General features: G+C 55.9%; 18 protein-coding genes, 1 other RNA gene and 1 riboswitch. Of the genes, 4 read left to right on the top strand and 15 right to left on the bottom strand.

Features of this window, described 5'->3' with window-relative positions; all coding sequences use genetic code 11:
- Positions 1 to 4 precede the first annotated feature (4 nt).
- The 11 genes from lfiE to rsmI all read right to left on the bottom strand — a co-directional run bounded on the left by lfiE (position 5) and on the right by rsmI (position 9,975).
- Positions 5 to 331: a lateral flagellar hook-basal body complex protein LfiE gene (gene lfiE / locus AB5Y76_RS11465; RefSeq protein ID WP_005336241.1), complete on the bottom strand. Its 327-nt coding sequence runs from the start codon at positions 329 to 331 to the stop codon at positions 5 to 7.
- 3 nt (positions 332 to 334) lie between these two features.
- The gene (lafK, locus tag AB5Y76_RS11460; protein WP_263718028.1) at positions 335 to 1,720 is read right to left on the bottom strand and encodes a lateral flagellar response regulator transcription factor LafK; all 1,386 of its coding nucleotides are present in this window, start codon (positions 1,718 to 1,720) and stop codon (positions 335 to 337) included.
- A 135-nt stretch (positions 1,721 to 1,855) separates the two neighbouring features.
- A riboswitch (cyclic di-GMP riboswitch) is annotated at positions 1,856 to 1,943 on the bottom strand.
- A gap of 174 nt (positions 1,944 to 2,117) precedes the next feature.
- Complete coding sequence (gene lfhA, locus AB5Y76_RS11455; RefSeq protein WP_263718027.1) at positions 2,118 to 4,193, bottom strand: lateral flagellar biosynthesis protein LfhA; 2,076 nt, start codon at positions 4,191 to 4,193, stop codon at positions 2,118 to 2,120.
- A 3-nt stretch (positions 4,194 to 4,196) separates the two neighbouring features.
- The gene (flhB, locus tag AB5Y76_RS11450) at positions 4,197 to 5,333 is read right to left on the bottom strand and encodes a flagellar biosynthesis protein FlhB (RefSeq protein WP_263718025.1); all 1,137 of its coding nucleotides are present in this window, start codon (positions 5,331 to 5,333) and stop codon (positions 4,197 to 4,199) included.
- Positions 5,330 to 6,112, bottom strand: a complete 783-nt coding sequence (gene lfiR / locus AB5Y76_RS11445; RefSeq protein ID WP_005336245.1) for a lateral flagellar biosynthetic protein LfiR — start codon at positions 6,110 to 6,112, stop codon at positions 5,330 to 5,332. Before lfiR ends, flhB begins: the two co-directional genes overlap by 4 nt.
- Positions 6,109 to 6,378 (bottom strand): flagellar biosynthesis protein FliQ, encoded by a 270-nt coding sequence (gene fliQ, locus AB5Y76_RS11440; protein ID WP_005336246.1) that lies wholly within the window; start codon positions 6,376 to 6,378, stop codon positions 6,109 to 6,111. The genes lfiR and fliQ overlap by 4 nt, the downstream gene beginning before the upstream one ends.
- Before the next feature lies 1 nt (position 6,379).
- On the bottom strand, positions 6,380 to 7,114 hold the full coding sequence (gene fliP, locus AB5Y76_RS11435) for a flagellar type III secretion system pore protein FliP (protein ID WP_005336248.1): 735 nt from the start codon (positions 7,112 to 7,114) through the stop codon (positions 6,380 to 6,382).
- Positions 7,114 to 7,491: a lateral flagellar motor switch protein LfiN gene (gene lfiN / locus AB5Y76_RS11430; RefSeq protein ID WP_019444828.1), complete on the bottom strand. Its 378-nt coding sequence runs from the start codon at positions 7,489 to 7,491 to the stop codon at positions 7,114 to 7,116. The genes fliP and lfiN overlap by 1 nt, the downstream gene beginning before the upstream one ends.
- 8 nt (positions 7,492 to 7,499) lie before the next feature.
- Complete coding sequence (gene lfiM, locus AB5Y76_RS11425; RefSeq protein WP_263718024.1) at positions 7,500 to 8,372, bottom strand: lateral flagellar motor switch protein LfiM; 873 nt, start codon at positions 8,370 to 8,372, stop codon at positions 7,500 to 7,502.
- Between the two features lie 227 nt (positions 8,373 to 8,599).
- Positions 8,600 to 8,986: RNase P RNA component class A (gene rnpB, locus AB5Y76_RS11420), an RNA gene on the bottom strand.
- A gap of 155 nt (positions 8,987 to 9,141) precedes the next feature.
- Positions 9,142 to 9,975: a 16S rRNA (cytidine(1402)-2'-O)-methyltransferase gene (gene rsmI, locus AB5Y76_RS11415; protein ID WP_005336254.1), complete on the bottom strand. Its 834-nt coding sequence runs from the start codon at positions 9,973 to 9,975 to the stop codon at positions 9,142 to 9,144.
- 199 nt (positions 9,976 to 10,174) lie between these two features.
- Here rsmI and AB5Y76_RS11410 point away from each other — a divergent pair, with 199 nt between their 5' ends.
- From AB5Y76_RS11410 to dolP, 4 genes are read left to right on the top strand one after another with little or no spacing between them, the layout of a single operon-like run.
- Positions 10,175 to 11,962 carry a penicillin-binding protein activator gene (locus tag AB5Y76_RS11410; protein WP_263718023.1) on the top strand — a complete coding sequence of 596 codons (1,788 nt, stop codon included), beginning with the start codon at positions 10,175 to 10,177 and terminating at the stop codon, positions 11,960 to 11,962.
- Positions 11,883 to 12,275, top strand: coding sequence for a YraN family protein (locus tag AB5Y76_RS11405; protein WP_235695306.1), 393 nt, complete (start codon positions 11,883 to 11,885; stop codon positions 12,273 to 12,275). The genes AB5Y76_RS11410 and AB5Y76_RS11405 overlap by 80 nt, the downstream gene beginning before the upstream one ends.
- A gap of 9 nt (positions 12,276 to 12,284) precedes the next feature.
- Positions 12,285 to 12,875 (top strand): SIS domain-containing protein, encoded by a 591-nt coding sequence (locus AB5Y76_RS11400; RefSeq protein WP_005336275.1) that lies wholly within the window; start codon positions 12,285 to 12,287, stop codon positions 12,873 to 12,875.
- A 4-nt stretch (positions 12,876 to 12,879) separates the two neighbouring features.
- Positions 12,880 to 13,458, top strand: a complete 579-nt coding sequence (gene dolP, locus AB5Y76_RS11395) for a division/outer membrane stress-associated lipid-binding lipoprotein (protein ID WP_005336277.1) — start codon at positions 12,880 to 12,882, stop codon at positions 13,456 to 13,458.
- Positions 13,459 to 13,501: 43 nt separating this feature from the next.
- Here dolP and AB5Y76_RS11390 read toward each other — a convergent pair whose 3' ends face one another.
- The 4 genes from AB5Y76_RS11390 to AB5Y76_RS11375 form a co-directional block, all read right to left on the bottom strand.
- Positions 13,502 to 13,927 (bottom strand): ClpXP protease specificity-enhancing factor, encoded by a 426-nt coding sequence (locus AB5Y76_RS11390; protein WP_263718021.1) that lies wholly within the window; start codon positions 13,925 to 13,927, stop codon positions 13,502 to 13,504.
- Positions 13,924 to 14,553 (bottom strand): stringent starvation protein SspA, encoded by a 630-nt coding sequence (gene sspA / locus AB5Y76_RS11385; protein WP_005336279.1) that lies wholly within the window; start codon positions 14,551 to 14,553, stop codon positions 13,924 to 13,926. Before sspA ends, AB5Y76_RS11390 begins: the two co-directional genes overlap by 4 nt.
- An 87-nt stretch (positions 14,554 to 14,640) precedes the next feature.
- The gene (locus AB5Y76_RS11380) at positions 14,641 to 15,375 is read right to left on the bottom strand and encodes a cytochrome c1 (protein ID WP_005336280.1); all 735 of its coding nucleotides are present in this window, start codon (positions 15,373 to 15,375) and stop codon (positions 14,641 to 14,643) included.
- Positions 15,372 to 16,589 carry a cytochrome bc complex cytochrome b subunit gene (locus AB5Y76_RS11375; RefSeq protein WP_005336282.1) on the bottom strand — a complete coding sequence of 406 codons (1,218 nt, stop codon included), beginning with the start codon at positions 16,587 to 16,589 and terminating at the stop codon, positions 15,372 to 15,374. The genes AB5Y76_RS11380 and AB5Y76_RS11375 overlap by 4 nt, the downstream gene beginning before the upstream one ends.
- Positions 16,590 to 16,591 lie beyond the last annotated feature (2 nt).

Here is a 16,591-nt window from a genome sequence, read left to right as displayed (position 1 = left end):
TACCTCAGAGCGGCATGCGCATAATGTCGTCAAAACCGGTCATCAGCTTGTTGCGAACCTGCATCAAGGCTGAAAAACTCAAGCCGGCTTTTTGACTCGCCACCATGGCGCCCACCAGATCATCGCTCTGCCCAGCATCGACCGATGCCATTAATTTTGACGCGACATTCTGCTGTTCATTGACACGCCCGACCACATCCCGCATAGCATCAGTAAATGATGCTCCCGACAGATCATTGGATTCGATAGAAGGGGTCTGGCTTGCGACACGCTGCATCTCCTGCATCTGCTGCAGTAGTGTCACTTGTGATGACATCATCTGAATCTTCACTCTTTATCCCTCTGCTTGAATCTGCTGTTCAATATCAATGCCTTGCTCACGCATCGCCGCAAGCTTGTAGCGCAATGCCCGGGTTGTCATGCCCAGTGCATCGGCTGTGCGGGTACGATGGCCACGAAAGCGGCGCAAGGTCTCTAATACAAATTGGAACTCGGCATGCCGCCGGGTTTCACTTAACCCCTCGGGAGCATGCCACGTGTCTGCTGCGACTGTTTCTTCTGGAAGAATACAATTTGGCAACATCAAATCGACGGACTGTATATGCAAACCACGCGCCATGATTAATGACCGTTGCATAACATTATCCAGCTCTCGTACATTTCCTGGCCATTCATATGACAGCAACAACTGACAGGCACGCTCACTCAGGCGATAGCCCTGTTGGGATGCATAACGCTCAATAAAGTAGTTGGCCAGCGGAATAATATCCTCAGGACGTTCACGCAATGCGGGCCAATTCATTGGCAATACATCAAGACGATAGAAAAGGTCTTCACGAAATAGCCCACATGCAACCAGTTTGCGCAGATCTTTATTGCTGGCGGCAATGATTCGAACATCAAGAGCAATCGTTTGATTACTGCCAAGTCGCTCAACTTCTTTTTCTTGCAGCACCCGTAATAATTTAGCCTGCAGGTTCAAAGGAAGCTCTGATATTTCATCCAGCAACAGGGTCCCCCCCTGAGCCAACTCAAATTTTCCGGGCTGGGCAGAAACAGCACCGGTAAATGCACCTTTATTGTGGCCAAAAAGAATTGACTCAAGCATTGCCTCAGGAATTGCTGCACAATTAATCGCCAGAAATGGTTTTTCCGTTCTGGCAGACATTTCGTGAATATAACGGGCCAACCGTTCTTTACCGGTTCCTGACTCACCACCGATCAGAATGGTGGCAGAGGTTTTGGCTGCTCGTCGGGCCAGTTGCAAGACCTGCAGGCTCATGGGCGACACAGCGATAAGATTGGGGATCGCCTGACGAAGGCGTAGAGCACCACGGACAGCATCGAGCAATTGCTGGGGGCAGAAGGGTTTGACAATATAGTCAACAGCCCCGGCACACATGGCTTCTGCAGCAATTGCGGCCTGATGCTCATTAACCATAATGACACAATCGAGCCCTTCAAACTCACGCAGAATACGCGGCCCAAGCTCGGTCATAGCATCCATATCGAGCAGGATCAAATTGACATTACCATCAGCAATAATGCCCTTTGATTGTTTAACAGAATTAACGCTTGATACCCTGATGCCTTCCTTGGATAGGATTTTTTCAACCTCATTTTCGGCAACTATTAGCGGCTGAATCAATAATATATGGGGCCCAGCCAAGCTATCGCCACACAACCCGATTGTTGTATTTATTGGTAATCCCGAAGACATAGACGTCCGACACCTGTGATTGTGGATAGAACAATCAATAGAGCTGAATTATCAGACACAAAGGAGAAATACAAATTCGCACTTACAAAGGTGCAATTTGTATCTAGATGGTAACGGAATTGTATCCAAACTCACCTTGGTAACCCCGCTGTCATTAGCTTTCCTGCTGTTAGACCGGAGGCTTTGCGTCCTGACTTTTCAGTTCAGTTTGCCCTTACAATGTGATAACACGCCCAGCCTGATGGGCTAAGCGTGTGGCAACACAATTAATATTGTTTTTGTTATTTAACTTTCACACATTGCTGCGTCAATTTTCGCCACATCATATAGTATTCATACGGCAATTCAAGCAGGGGCGGAAAAAACACTTCCCTTCAGGATATTTATCCAACAGTAATTAACCAAGTGTACCAATTACCTCCACCCGTAGCTCTTCAGGTATCTCATTGTAGGAAAGCACTTTGAGGCCTTTTGCAAATGACCGGGCATAACGGGCCATAAGCGGTCTCAGTTGCGGCATAACAACCAATACGGGGGCATGTCCCAACTGCTGCAACTGCTCCTTCACCAACGGCATATTTTGCTGCAATTGGGCCAGCAATTGTGGATCAACCGGGAAGCTGTCCAGCTGGATTTTGCCCTGCTGTTGTGACTGATTCATTGCAGCCAGCAATGTCTGCTCAAGGCGATCATCCAGCGTAAACGTAGCCAGCACATCGCGATTACCAATGGCCTGCCGCACAATCTGGCGCTTCAAGGCACAGCGCACATCGGATGCCAGCAAGACAGGGTCTTTGGTCAGCTCGCTCGCATCCAGTAGCGTCGTGGCAACGGTTCGTATATCGGTAAGACTGACCTGCTCCTTTAGCAATTGACGAAACACTCTCAATTGCTGCATCTGGGTCAGCGCCAGATTCAGCTCTTCAGCCAACCGGGGGGACTGACTGGCGAGGTATTGGCCCAGTTTGCCAACTTCATCGTGACCAAAAAGTGCATCAAGTTGTTCACGCAACAACTTGCTGGCGTGAGTGGCAATCACGGTGGCCGAATCCACCACCGAGTAACCAAGATTAAGGGCCTTGGCCTTTTGCTCAGGGGAGATCCAGACCGCACTCATGCCGTAGGCCGGGTCCTGAGTCAACTCGCCATCTAAAGCGCCATAGGTCTCACCACTGCTGATGGCCATCAAGCGCTGACAATCCACATTCCCCATCGCCAACGCGACACCGGACAACTTGATCCGGTACTGATCCGGCTGCAACTGCAAATTGTCGCGAACCCGGATCTCGGGGAGCAGAAAACCGTACTGCTCGGAGAGGGTTTTGCGGATCCCGCGCACTCGTGCAAGCAGTTCAGCCCCTTTATCCGTTTCAGCCAATGGCACCAGACGATAACCAAGCTCGATGGCGACCGTATCGACTGGCGGCAAATCCTGCCACTCCAGTGCCTGCTGTTCAGGCTGAATCATTTGACGAGTCAGCTCTTGCGCTGCATCCAGATCCGGCACATTGACGACTCGCTTGCTGACACTCCAACCTGTCCAGGCCAGTACAGCTGCGAAACTGAGGAATGCGAGCATCGGCATTCCGGGCACCAGACCCAGGATCAGCATGATGGTTGCAGAGGTATAGATAACGCGAGGCGATGCCAGGATCTGCTGACCAACCTGATCAGCCATCTCCCCCTCATCACTGACCCGGGTCACGATAATGGCCGCAGCAGTCGACATCAGCAGGGACGGGATCTGGGCAACCAGACCATCACCAATGGTCAGCAGCGCATAACGCTGGAAGGCTTCGGCAACGGGCAAGGCATGCTGGAAGATACCGATGGCCAACCCACCCACCAGGTTGATGATCAGCACCAGCATGCCAGCTATCGCGTCACCACGAACGAACTTGGAAGCACCATCCATCGCACCATAGAAGTCCGCCTCGCGCGCGATCTCCTCACGGCGAGCCCTGGCTTGATGCTGATCCATGGTGCCGGCATTCAAGTCGGCATCGATGGCCATCTGCTTGCCGGGCATAGCATCCAGAGTGAAGCGGGCGGATACTTCCGAAATCCGCTCGCCCCCCTTGGTGATCACCACAAAGTTGATGATCATCAGGATCACGAAGACCACCAGACCGACGACATAGTTGCCACCGATCACCACTTCACCGAACGCCTGAATGACCTTACCGGCCGCTTCATGCCCTTCATGACCGTGCAGCAACACCACACGGGTAGAGGCCACGTTCAGCGACAGCCGCATCAAGGTGGCAACCAGCAACACGGTTGGGAATACCGAAAAATCGAGTGGTCTGCGGGCCGAGACGGATACCAGCAACACCAGTACCGCCAACACGATGTTGAAGGTAAAGAGCGCATCCAGCAGCCAACCGGGCAGAGGCAGGATCATCATGGCCAGAATGGCCAATAACATCAGCGGAATTGCGGTATAGGATTGGGTGAATACACGCCAGTTCACAACTTACCTCTCAGGTTGACGTAACTCGGGCGGTACATATAACGGGGCAAGAGGGGTCGGTTTCCTCCCCTTGCCTGCCTCATACGCCCTTAACTGCAATACATGATTCAATACATAGGCAACTGCCGTGTACAGCCCTGCGGGGACTTCCTGATCCACCCTGGTCGAGTGATAGATGGCTCGCGTCAACTCGGGCAAGCTCATCACCATCTTGTCATGCTGCTTGGCAACCTGACGGATCCGCTCGGCCATGCTGTTGACCCCTTTGGCAATCACGAAAGGGGCATTGGCACGAGCCGCATCATATTTTATGGCCACCGCATAATGGGTCGGGTTAACGATGATCACATCCGCCTGTGGTACCCGCTGTTCGATACGCGCGCGGGCAAGCATTCCCTGTACCTGGCGGATTTTGGCTTTGATTTCGGGACGCCCTTCGCTGTTCTTGTGCTCATCCTTGACCTCTTGTTTGGTCATCCTGAGCTGCTTGTTAAGCGACCAGCGCTGATAGGGTACATCCAGCACGGCAATCAGCATCTGTACACTCCCCAGCAGAATAAATGCCTGGGAGAGGATTCGTAGCGCCTGTTCGAGGGCCGCCTGAGGGGGCATCCGGTTCATCATCAACAAGGAAGGCCATTGATGATTTAACATCAACGCCAGCGTGCCGCCGATCAGCGTCACCTTGAGCAGTGACTTCAGCAACTCCATCAGGCTGTTCTTGGAGAACATGCGCCCCAGCCCCTTCAAAGGGTTCATCTTCTCGCCGCTGGGTAGCAGCTTTTTCCAGGTCAACGCCATACCGCCCGGCACTATGCTGAGCAACACCAGCATCAGGGCCAGAAAACCAAACAGGGGCAGCAGCACCCACAGCATGTTTATGAGCGCTTCACCCAACCAATGGATCATCATCTGCGGGTCACGGGCTCCTTGCCAGTCAAAACGCTGCGGACGCTTCATCAACTCGGCAAAGAACTGGCCAAACCCCGGCACCATCCACTGCATCACCAACCCGCCAAGCAGCAGCAAACCGGCAGAACTGAGCTCTTTTGAGCGGGCGATCTGCCCCTCATCCCTCGCTTTCTGGCGTTTCTGGCTGGAGGCCTCTTCGGTTTTGTCCTGTGCGCTGTTCTGACTCATGCCGGGGTCAAGCCTCGCAGCTGTTCAAGCACATGGGTAACCAAATCCAGATAACGGGAGGGCACACCACTGATGGAGAGCGCCATGGTAAGCAACCCGAGCAACAGGGTCATGGGAAAACCGAGGGAAAAGATATTGAGCGAAGGGGCGGTCCGGTTCATCACCCCGAAGGTCAGGTTAACCATCAACATGGCGACAACGGCAGGCAACGTCAGCAACAGGGCGGCACCGATAGACCAGCCAAACAACCCGATCACACCTTTCATATCGATCAGATCCAGAGATGAACCCGGCGGCCAGCTACGCAGGCTCTGCACCAGAATATCCAGTACCACCAGATGGCCATTCAGCCCCAGAAAGAGCAAGGCGCAAAACACCATCATGACCTGACTGATGATGGGTGCAGAATCCCCGTTGACCGGATCATTCATCACCGCCATCGCGAGCCCCATCTGCATGGAGAGGATCTGCCCCGCAGTGGTCATCACCATATAGAGCAACTGGACACACAGACCAAACAGCAAACCAAACAGCAGCTGCTCCACCGCCAGGACCAGCGCACCGGCACTGAAAGGATCGACAACCGGCATATCCTTCATCATGGGGGCGAGCAGCAGGCTGATGATGAACGCCAGCATCAGGCGAACTTGCGCAGGCACCCGGGTATCCCCAAAGACCGGCATCACCCAGAATGCCATACCGATCCGGATAAACGGCCACCACCACTGTCCCAACCATGCGGTCAGGTCAGCAGCACTGAGGGACAGCAGCGAATTCATCCGATAAACCCGGGGATTTTAAGAAAAAGATCCTGGAACAAGGTGGTTATCTGCGACAACAGCCAGTTACCCGTAAAGATAAGGGTCATCAGAGTCACGATAAAACGGGGAAGAAAACTGAGCGTCTGCTCCTGGATCTGGGTGGCCGCCTGAAAAATACTGACCACCAAACCTACGATCAGGCCCGGTACAATCAGCACCGAGACCATGGTCACCACCAGATTGACCGCGCCACCAACCAGGGCAACGCTCTGCTCAGGGGTCATATCAGCCTCCCCCACCAAAGCTGGCGGCCAAGGTGCCGACGGTCATCGACCAGCCATCGACCAGCACAAACACCATCAGTTTGAAGGGTAACGAGATGATCAGCGGGGAGAGCATCATCATCCCCATCGCCATCAAGACGCTGGCGACCACCAAATCGATCACCAGAAAGGGAATGAACAGCATAAAGCCAATCTGAAATGCGGTATTCAACTCACTCAATACAAACGCGGGCAACAGCACCCCGAAAGGCACATCCTCTTTGGCGACCGTAGTTGGTTCGCCAGAGATGCGCAGCATCTGCTCCAGATCCGGTTCACGGGTCTGGGCCAGCATGAATTTGCGCAGGGGTTTTTCTGCCTTGGCGATCCCCTCTGACAGGGTTATTTCATTCTGGTCATAAGGGACAAATGCATTCTGATACATGTCCGTCCAGACCGGACGCATAATCACCACAGTCAGGATCAGACTGATGCCGATCAGCACCCGGTTGGGAGGGCTCTGCTGCAGGCCAAGTGCCTGTCTCAATATGGCCAGTACGATGATGATCCGGGTAAAACTGGTCATCATCAGTAACAAGGTCGGGAGCAGACCCAAAAGGGTCATAAAGAAGAGGATCTGCAACTTGATGTTGTAGTCCTCGCCCCCTGAAGCGCCTGGCGATACCGAGAACAGGGTCATGTCCGCCCCCCAGCCGGGCAGCGAAAATAACAGCAGCGTCAGCAGCAGATAGCGCATCAGTCGTCCATGCCACCCAGCAGGTTGGTATCGATGACATCAACCAGGCGCAAACCATATTTGCCATTCACAACGACGACTTCGCCCTTGGCAAGCAGACGGCCATTCACCCGCACATCCAGCGGTTCGCCCGCCAGCTTGTCCAGCTCAATGACAGCCCCCTCCTCGACGCGCATCAAATCGCCGAGCGGCACTTCGGTACTGGCCACTTCCAGCGTCACCTTGACCGGGATCTGGCGAAAGAAGGAGAGATCCCGTTGTTTGCTGCTACTGGTGGGGGCCAAGTAGTCTGCAGCGCTAGGCATACTGATGTCGTCACCAAACAGTTGATCCAGTCCATCCAGATCCAGCGGATCATTCATATTGTGCTCGCTCATGATTCAATTTACTCCTCTACAACCGTCGCGACCTGATAGACCAGGCTGCCTTTGTGTTCTGCGATTCGTCCACTGAAGCAGGGACGGCTGCCAATCAGTGCTGGCACAACTTCAGGCAAGTCCAGTGACAGCACATCACCCACCTGGAGACACTCAAGATCCGCCAGCGTCATGGACAATTGGCCCATCACCACCCGCAGACGAACCGGGACATGAGTCAGAGCCTGTTCCAACTGACCTGCCGGCAATGAATGACTGACCGGAGAAATGAACTCCTCGGGGGGAAGCAACCACATCTGCCAGTGATGAGTGCAATTACCTGCCTGCAGGGTTGCCTGCGTGGTCCAGAGCTGGCGGTGGGCGATGGAATCCCGTGGCACAACATGCAACTGCCACTTCAGATCCCCCAACCCCAGACAAGCACACCAGATATCAACCTGATACTGGCAAAGCCGCAATAACAGCCGCTGTTCGGTATCGGTCAGCCCTTTGCCAGACTGAACATGCTCCTCTTTTTGCTGCAAGGTGCCGCCGAAAAAGAGGACCGCAAGACGATAGATGACCAGAGGTGCGATCGAGAAATAGACGGCACGCTGTGGTTCAAGCGGACTTCTCGCTTCGACCCAGATATCAGCGCCATCTGTCTCTGCCGGACCGGAAAAGGCAAACTCGCCATAATTCAGTTCGCACTCCGCACTGTTGAACAGCTGGGCCATACAACTCGCAGCTTGCAGGGAAAATGTGCTCAACTGGCCATTGACCTGCTTCAAGCGGGCGTGATTAAGCCGCTCGACACCCAACAGATCATAATGAGGCAGGGTTCTGCCCCGTTCTGCGCTAAGCAGCCGGGAAGGTGTGAGCATTGCGCTGCTTGATGACATTAATAATCCACCTTAACCATTTCATCTCGCCTTACTGCCACAGGGTCGCTCATCAGGCCAGCAGTGTGATAGATACAGACAGTCCAGCCGACGTATATCGACCAAAAAGGGTGAGAACTTTATTACAAATTCCAGAAAGCCGCCATGCGGTGCATCTCGGCGTGAATAATAAAAATCCCGGTGCCGTTAGGCACCGGGATTTTAGCGTGACGGTTCACGCGGAATGAGGTCGGAGTCGGCCTGTAAGCCGGGTTCTGTACCGGGTTGCCCCGGGTAGCAATCATTCCTCTAGGCCAGCAATCGCTCGCTGGCTCAAGCAACCTACCCGCCCCCAACGCGGGCCGCGCCAATAGGGGCCTATTTGGTCTTGCTTCGGGTGGAGTTTACCGTGCCACGAACTGTTGCCAGTCGCGCGGTGCGCTCTTACCGCACCCTTTCACCCTTACCTGATCCCTTGCGGGCCATCGGCGGTCTGCTCTCTGTTGCACTGGTCGTAGGCTCGCGCCCCCCAGGCGTTACCTGGCACCCTGCCCTGTGAAGCCCGGACTTTCCTCCCCTCCGCCCGTCTGTCCCGAGGGACACAACGACGAAGCAGCGATTGCCCAGCCAACTCCGAGGCGCGGATTATAGCCTTGCGATACGCACGGGGTAAACCGGCAATTCCCGTTTACAGCCATTTATCGCGCTTGGCCCCCGTTTACAGGTTGACTGATTGTCGATACAAGGGATTGCGCAGGTCAAAAAACAGTCTGATGACCTATTAACCGACTCAATAGTGCTCGAGGCCGTATTTATAGAGGGCATTCTTCTTCACGCCGTGGATCTCGGCGGTCAGGGCGGCCGCTTTTTTCAGTGGCAGCTCGGTTACCAGCAGCCCCAGAGTGCGGATCGCCTCGGCCGGCAGATCCTCTTCCTCTTTGGAGGCGCCAGCCACGACCAGCACGATCTCGCCGCGGCAGCGGTTGTCATCCTCACCAAGCCAGGCCAGCATTTCGGACGCTGGCAGACCGTGGATCGACTCAAAGGTCTTGGTCAGCTCGCGGCACACCACCACCTGACGCTCACCGAGAATGCGAGCAATCGCTTCCACTGTATCCTGCACACGGCGCGGAGATTCGTAAAACACCAGCGAACGGGTATCTTCGATAACGGCTTGCAGGCGATCGTCACGTCCCTTGCTCTTGGCGGGCAGGAAGCCTTCAAAGGCAAAGCGATCAGTGGGCAGACCGGCCGCGCTCAGAGCGGTGATGGCAGCACAGGGACCGGGCAGCGGCACCACCTTGACCCCGGCTTCACGACAGCGGGTGACCAAGTGATAACCGGGGTCGCTGATGAGCGGAGTGCCGGCATCGGAGACCAGCGCAACACTCTTGCCCTCTTTGATCCGGCCGATCAGCACATCGGCTTTCTGCTGCTCGTTGTGATCGTGCAGGGCGAAGGTCGGCACCGAGATTTGGTAGTGGCTGAGCAGGATACCGGTATGACGGGTATCTTCGGCTGCCACCAGATCGACACTGCGTAAAATGTCCAATGCACGCTGGGTGATGTCCGCCAGATTGCCGATCGGAGTGGGGACTATATACAGGGTTGGGATGTCACTCATGGGATCTCCGAGTGCCCCGACAATTGTGTCGCCATATTGGCCCGTTTACACTATGGGGAACTTCAACACTGGTCGGGGAATGAACTTGAACCGGGTTACAAAGCAGCTAAGTGTATCACGACTCTTCGGCATCATACTCGCGGCAGTACTGCTCGCCGCCTGTGCGTCGGAGCCCAATCAACCGTCAGGGCCGTCAGGCATGCCCTCTGCGTTCTCCAATCTGACCAAGAATGCCCAGTGGTATCTTGAGCAGGTGGACCCGGCCAAGCCGGCCGAAGCCTTTACCTGGCAGATGCTGGCGGCACGCAGCTATCTGGCGCTGGGCCAGGCCAAACCGGCCTCGGCACTGTTCCAGCAATTGCAGAAGCAGGCCAAGGACCCCGTTCAGAAGGCGCAGTTGCAACTGCTGCAAGCCCATCTGTTGCTGGCGCAAGGCCACGCCAATCAGGCGCTGATCCTGCTGGAAGGCAAACCCGAGGTGGTGCTGGATGCCGATACCCAGAAGGATTGGTATCGCCAGCGCGTGGTGTTGCAGCTCGACATCAACAACAAATTTGGCGCAGCCAAGTCGTTGATTGCACTGGAGTCCTACCTCAATCAGAGCGAGCAGGCGACCAACCATCAGCAAATCTGGTCGTTGCTCAAAAGCATGACCCCCTCCACCTTGCAGGCACTGGAAGAAGCACCAGCCCCTGATGTGACCACCGGCTGGTTGCGACTGGCGGCACTGGTCAACGAGTTTGGCGCCCAGCCGAACCTGCTGGCCCGCCAGCTGGCAGGCTGGAAGCGCGACTTCCCCAACCATCCGGCCCAGAAAGATATGCCGGCAGGATTGGGTGATCTCGCCGCAACTGCCAGCACCTCGGTGCAACAGATCGCTGTGCTGCTGCCCCTCTCCGGCAATCTGGAGCCGCAGGGTGCCGCCATCCGTAACGGTATGCTGATGTCTTATAAGGAAAATCAGGGGCAATTCACCCTGAACTTCTACGACACCCAGAGCAAGTCGACCGGCGACCTTTATAAGCAGGCGATTCAGGAAGGGGCAGACATGATCATCGGCCCGCTGCTGAAAGACCGGGTCGAGGAGCTGCTCAAGGCCAATCCGACAGTGCCGGTACTGGCGCTCAACGAGCTGGACAAGCCGGTCGTCAACGACACCACCTACTACTTCTCCCTCTCTGCCGCCGCAGATGCCGCGCAGGCAGCCCAGTACCTCTACACACAGGGCTACCGCAAACCGCTGCTGATCGCCGCCCAGGGGCGGATCGGTTACAGCAGTATCAAGGCGTTCGAGCAGAGCTGGGCTACCCTGAGCCAGGATAAGCCAGTCGTTGCCACCTTCGGTGCCCGCAACGAAGTGCAGGGGATGGTCAAGAATGCCCTGAGCGGCCGCTCTACCGCCCGTGCTGGCGAGGTAGTGCAACTCTCTGATGCCGCACCGCGCAGCATCGATGCCGTTTATGTGGTGGCCAACAGCCTGGAAACCCGGATGATCAAGCCCTACGTGGATGTCTCGGTCAATCCGATGGGCAGCCTGCCCATCTACACCAGCTCCCGTGGCTACGACAGCGCAGCCACCGAGGTCGCCTCCGAGCTCAACGGCATGCATATCGCCGATATGCCGCTGCTGCTGGGCGGCTACGAGAAACAGCGCGAGCAGATCGCCCTGCTCTGGCCGCAGACTCAGGGTGACCTGCTGCGTCTGTTTGCCATGGGCTACGATGCCGTCAGTCTGGCTGAGAACCTGCAGCAGATGCGCAAGGTGGGTGGCATGCAGCAGGCCGGCATGAGCGGTCAGCTGAGCGTGGATGCCCAGGGCAATATCGTGCGGATGCTGAGCTGGGGTACTTACCAGAACGGCAAACTGGTCGACGAGAACGCCGTTCAGCAACTGGAGGAGCCCTCCAATGAAAGGACTATGGAAACGGATGCGCCAGCAGTTGCCGAGCCTGTTCCCCTCACCAACGAGCAAGGGACAGCACTTTGAACAAGTCGCTGAACGCTGGTTGCAGGCTCGGGGCCTGCAACCGGTAGCTCGCAACTACCGCTGTCGTGGCGGTGAAATAGATCTCATCATGCACCAGGGCCAGACCCTGGTGTTTGTTGAGGTGCGCTACCGGGCCACCGGCAGCCATGGCGGGGCCGCCAGCTCGGTCACCCGCAGCAAACAGCACAAGATCATGCTGGCAGCGCGCCACTATTTGAAGCAACATGCCATCAACGAGGCCAATCAGGCCTGCCGATTCGATGTGATTGCGTTCGAAGGCGACCAGCCAGCCTGGATCCAGAACGCATTTTAAGAGGACCCTATGACTGATCGCATCAAAGAGAACTACACCGAAAGCATCCAGACCAAGATAGCCGCCGCCGAGGCGCTGCCGGATGCCATCCATACTGCAGCCCAGATGATCACCATCTGCCTGCTCAATGGCCACAAGGTGCTGGCATGCGGTAACGGTCCTTCTGCCGCACTGGCGCAACTGTTTATCTCCGAGCTGGTCAACTGCTACGAGACCCAGCGCCCCTCCCTGCCCGGCATGGCCCTGACCCCGGACATGGCGACCATCAGCGCCATCGCCACCGACCACGGTTTTGAAGAGGTCTACGCCAAGCAGATCCGCGCGCTGGGCCAGCCTGGCGACATTCTGGTGGTCATCACCACCTCTGGCCACAGCCGCAGCCTGATCAAGGCCGCCGAAGCCGCCCTCTCCCGCGACATGACCATAGTGGTGCTGAGCGGGGGTGACGGTGGCGAAATGGCTGGTCTGCTCGGCCCGAACGATGTTGAGATCCGTGTTCCCTCCGCCCGTCGCCCTCGCATTTTGGAAGTGAACCTGTTGACCCTGCACTGCCTGTGTGATCTCATCGACCAGACTCTTTTCCCGCAACAGGAAGATTGAAACCATGAAAAAGCACACTATCCTGCTCGGTCTGCTGGTTAGCACCCTGCTGCTGCAAGGCTGCGCAGCCCTGGTTGTTGGCGGCGCCGCAGGGACTGCCAAGGCCTCTGGCGATCGCCGAACCTTGGGCGCGCAGTGGGATGACCAGACCATCGAGTTGAAAGCGGCCAATCTGCTGGCCGACAACAAACCCCTCAGCGCAGCCAGCAAGATCAGCGTCTACAGCAACAATGGCCGCGTCCTGCTGGTCGGCCAGACACCTTCTGACGTTTACAAGATTGAGGCGGGCAAAATTGTCAGTCGCATCGAAGGGGTCCGCCACGTCTACAACGAATTGCGCATCGGCCAACCTGCCAGTTTCACCACTCGCAGCAATGACTCCTGGATCACCTCCAAGGTGAAAGCCGACATGTTCGGCACCAAGAACTTCGACAGCACCAAGGTCAAGGTGGTCACCGAGAACGGCGAGGTGTTCCTGATTGGTCTGGTGACTCGCCAGGAGGGAGAGCAGGCAGTCAACATCGCCCGCCATGTCACCGGCGTGAAGCGCGTGATCAAGGCCTTCGAGTTCGCCCAGAACTAAGCCCGACCGCACATAAAAAAACGCAGCCAATCGGCTGCGTTTTTTATTTGATCACCTTCAGGGTTGGACGACCGCTTGGACGCGGCGGTTCCGGCTCAGGCTCCACCGGCGCTTCAGCCTGCTCCAGCCAGATATCGTAACCCGGCTCGGGCGGGAACATGGTGCCCACGCCGTTCTCCCGGGCATGAATAGCCAGTACGGCTGCCATCGGGATATAGACCTGCTGGGAGACCCCGCCAAAGCGGGCACTGAAGCTGATAGCCTCGTTATCCATGTGAAATTGCATCACGGCTCGGGGTGCGATATTCAGTACAATTTGCCCGTCCTGAGCAAACTGCATCGGCACCATCACATGGGGAATGTTGACGTTGACCACCAAATGAGGGGTCAGTTCGTTGTCCAGCAACCAGTCAAAGAACGCCCGTAACAAGTACGGGCGGCTCGGTGTCATTGTCGGTTCCATGCTCATACGCCAGCACGGATCTCGCGTTCGGCTTCGGTCAGGGAAGCCTGGAAGGACTCACGCTCGAACAGACGAACCATGTAGGCCTTCAGCTCTTTGGCGCCACGACCGGTCAGGTCGATGCCAAGGCTCGGCAGACGCCACAGCAGCGGTGCCATGTAGCAATCCACCAGACCGAACTCTTCGCTCATGAAATAGGGCATTTCACCGAAGATCGGCGCGATGGCCAGCAGGTTGTCACGAAGTTCGTTGCGTGCCGCTTCAGCATCGGTACCGGCCATGATCTTGTCGGCCAATGAGTACCAGTCCAGCTCGATGCGGTGCATCATCAGACGGCTGTTACCACGGGCAACCGGGTAAACAGGCATCAGGGGCGGATGCGGGAAGCGCTCGTCCAGATACTCCATGATGATGCGCGAGGTGTAGAGTGCCAGCTCACGATCAACCAGGGTCGGTACAGAGTTGTACGGGTTCAGCTCGGCCAGCTCATCCGGCAGATTGGCTGGATCAACCTGGCAGATATCCACGCTAACACCCTTCTCCGCCAGGACAATACGCACCTGATGGCTGAACATATCGTTGGCACCGGAAAACAGCGTCATTACCGAACGCTTATTGGCAGCTACAGCCATTGAACCCTCCCGTCATTAAAAAGCAGAAACGGCAATGAAGCATCTTGGTCTTCATTGCCGTGCATTATATTACCCGTATCTGGTCGCTTAGTGAACGTCGCGCCAGAATTCCTTCTTCAACAGCACAGTGAAGATGAAGAAGATCACGATGAATCCAAGCACCCAGAAGCCCATGCGTTCACGCTCCTGTTGTACCGGTTCAGCCGAGTAGACCAAGAAGTTTACCAGATCCAGTACCGTCTGATCATACTCTTCGTCATCCATTTCACCATTACCGTCAGATTTGATGCTGACAACCTGCTGGGTTTCCACTCCGTCGACCGTGTGAGTAGCGAACTCTGCACGGGGGGTTCCCTGCAACGGCTCCAGCACATGGGGCATGCCCACGGACGGGAACACGGCGTTGTTCACCCCGAACGGACGGGTCTCATCCACGTAGAAGGAACGCAGATAGGTGTAGATCCAGTCTGCACCGCGCACCCGGGCAACCAGAGTCAGATCGGGGGGCGGCGCACCAAACCACTTGGCGGCATCCTTCTCTGACATGGCGCTCTTCATCAGGTCACCGACCTTTGCGCCGGTGAAAATCAGGTTCTCTTTCATCAAATCTTCGGGGATCCCGAGATCTTCTGCGACCCGGTTATAACGCTGATACTGGGTAGAGTGGCATCCGGCGCAATAGTTCATGAAGGTGGCCGCGCCACGTTGCAGCGATGCCTTGTCACTCAGATCGTAATTGGCTTTGTCCAGATGAACAGCTCCGCCACTTGCAAATACCAGAGATGGCAGCAGGGTCAGCACTGCAAATATTATTCTTTTCATTTAAATGTCACCCTCTCCGGCAGCGGCTTGGTGCTTTCATTCTTGCTATAGAAGAACAGCAGGACGAAGAACCCGAAATATCCCAGTGAACAGATCTGGGCAACCAGCGTCAACGTCGGCGTCGATGGCAGCACCCCCAACACCCCCAGGATGATAAAGCAGACCACAAACTGGGCAATGTTCAGCTTGTGCAGCATGCTGCGATAACGCACCGAGCGCACCTTGCAGCGATCCAGCCACGGCAGCAGGAACAGCACCACGATGGAGAGACCCATCATGATGACGCCAAGCAGCTTGTCCGGCACCGCCCGCAAAATGGCGTAAAACGGCGTGAAGTACCACACAGGCGCAATGTGCTCCGGAGTTTTCAGACCGTTGGCCACTTCAAAGTTCGGCTTCTCGAGGAAGTAACCCCACATATCCGGTTTGAAGAAGATGATGGCGCAGAAGAAGAACAGGAAGCCTGCCACACCGATCATATCCTTGACGGTGAAGTAAGGGTGGAACGCCACCGCATCCAGCGGCCAGCCGTTTTCGTCCTTGTGCTTCTTGATGTCGATACCGTCCGGGTTGTTGGAGCCTACTTCGTGCAGCGCCAGAATGTGCATGGCAACCAGCATCACCAGCACCAGCGGCAACGCGATGACGTGCAGCGCAAAGAAGCGGTTAAGGGTCGCACCGGAGATCACGTAGTCACCGCGGATCCACAGGGTCAGATCGTCACCGATGACCGGAATGGCGCCAAACAGCGAGATGATGACCTGGGCACCCCAGAATGACATCTGGCCCCAGGGCAACAAGTAGCCCATAAAGGCTTCCGCCATCAGCACCAGGAAGATCAGCATGCCGAAGATCCATAGCAGTTCACGAGGCTTCTGATAAGAGCCATAGATCATGCCACGGAACATGTGCATGTAGACCACGATGAAGAATGCAGACGCACCGGTTGAGTGCATGTAACGCAGCAACCAGCCGTACTCCACATCGCGCATGATGTACTCCACGGAGGCAAACGCACCTTCCGCGGAGGGGTTGTAGTTCATGGTCAGCCAGATACCGGTGATGATCTGATTGACCAGCACCAGCATGGCCAGCGAGCCGAAGAAGTACCAGAAGTTCAGGTTCTTCGGTGCCGGATACTTGGCCATGTGGTCGTTGTACATGGCCGTGAGCGGGAATCGATAATCGATCCAGCCCATCAGTTTACTCAACATGG

The organism is Aeromonas sp. R1-2 (genome assembly GCF_040908505.1).
In the GTDB taxonomy this organism is placed as follows: Bacteria; Pseudomonadota; Gammaproteobacteria; order Enterobacterales; family Aeromonadaceae; genus Aeromonas; species Aeromonas veronii.
Note: the sequence above shows the minus strand (reverse complement) of the source record. Positions and strands in the feature narration are given on the sequence as shown.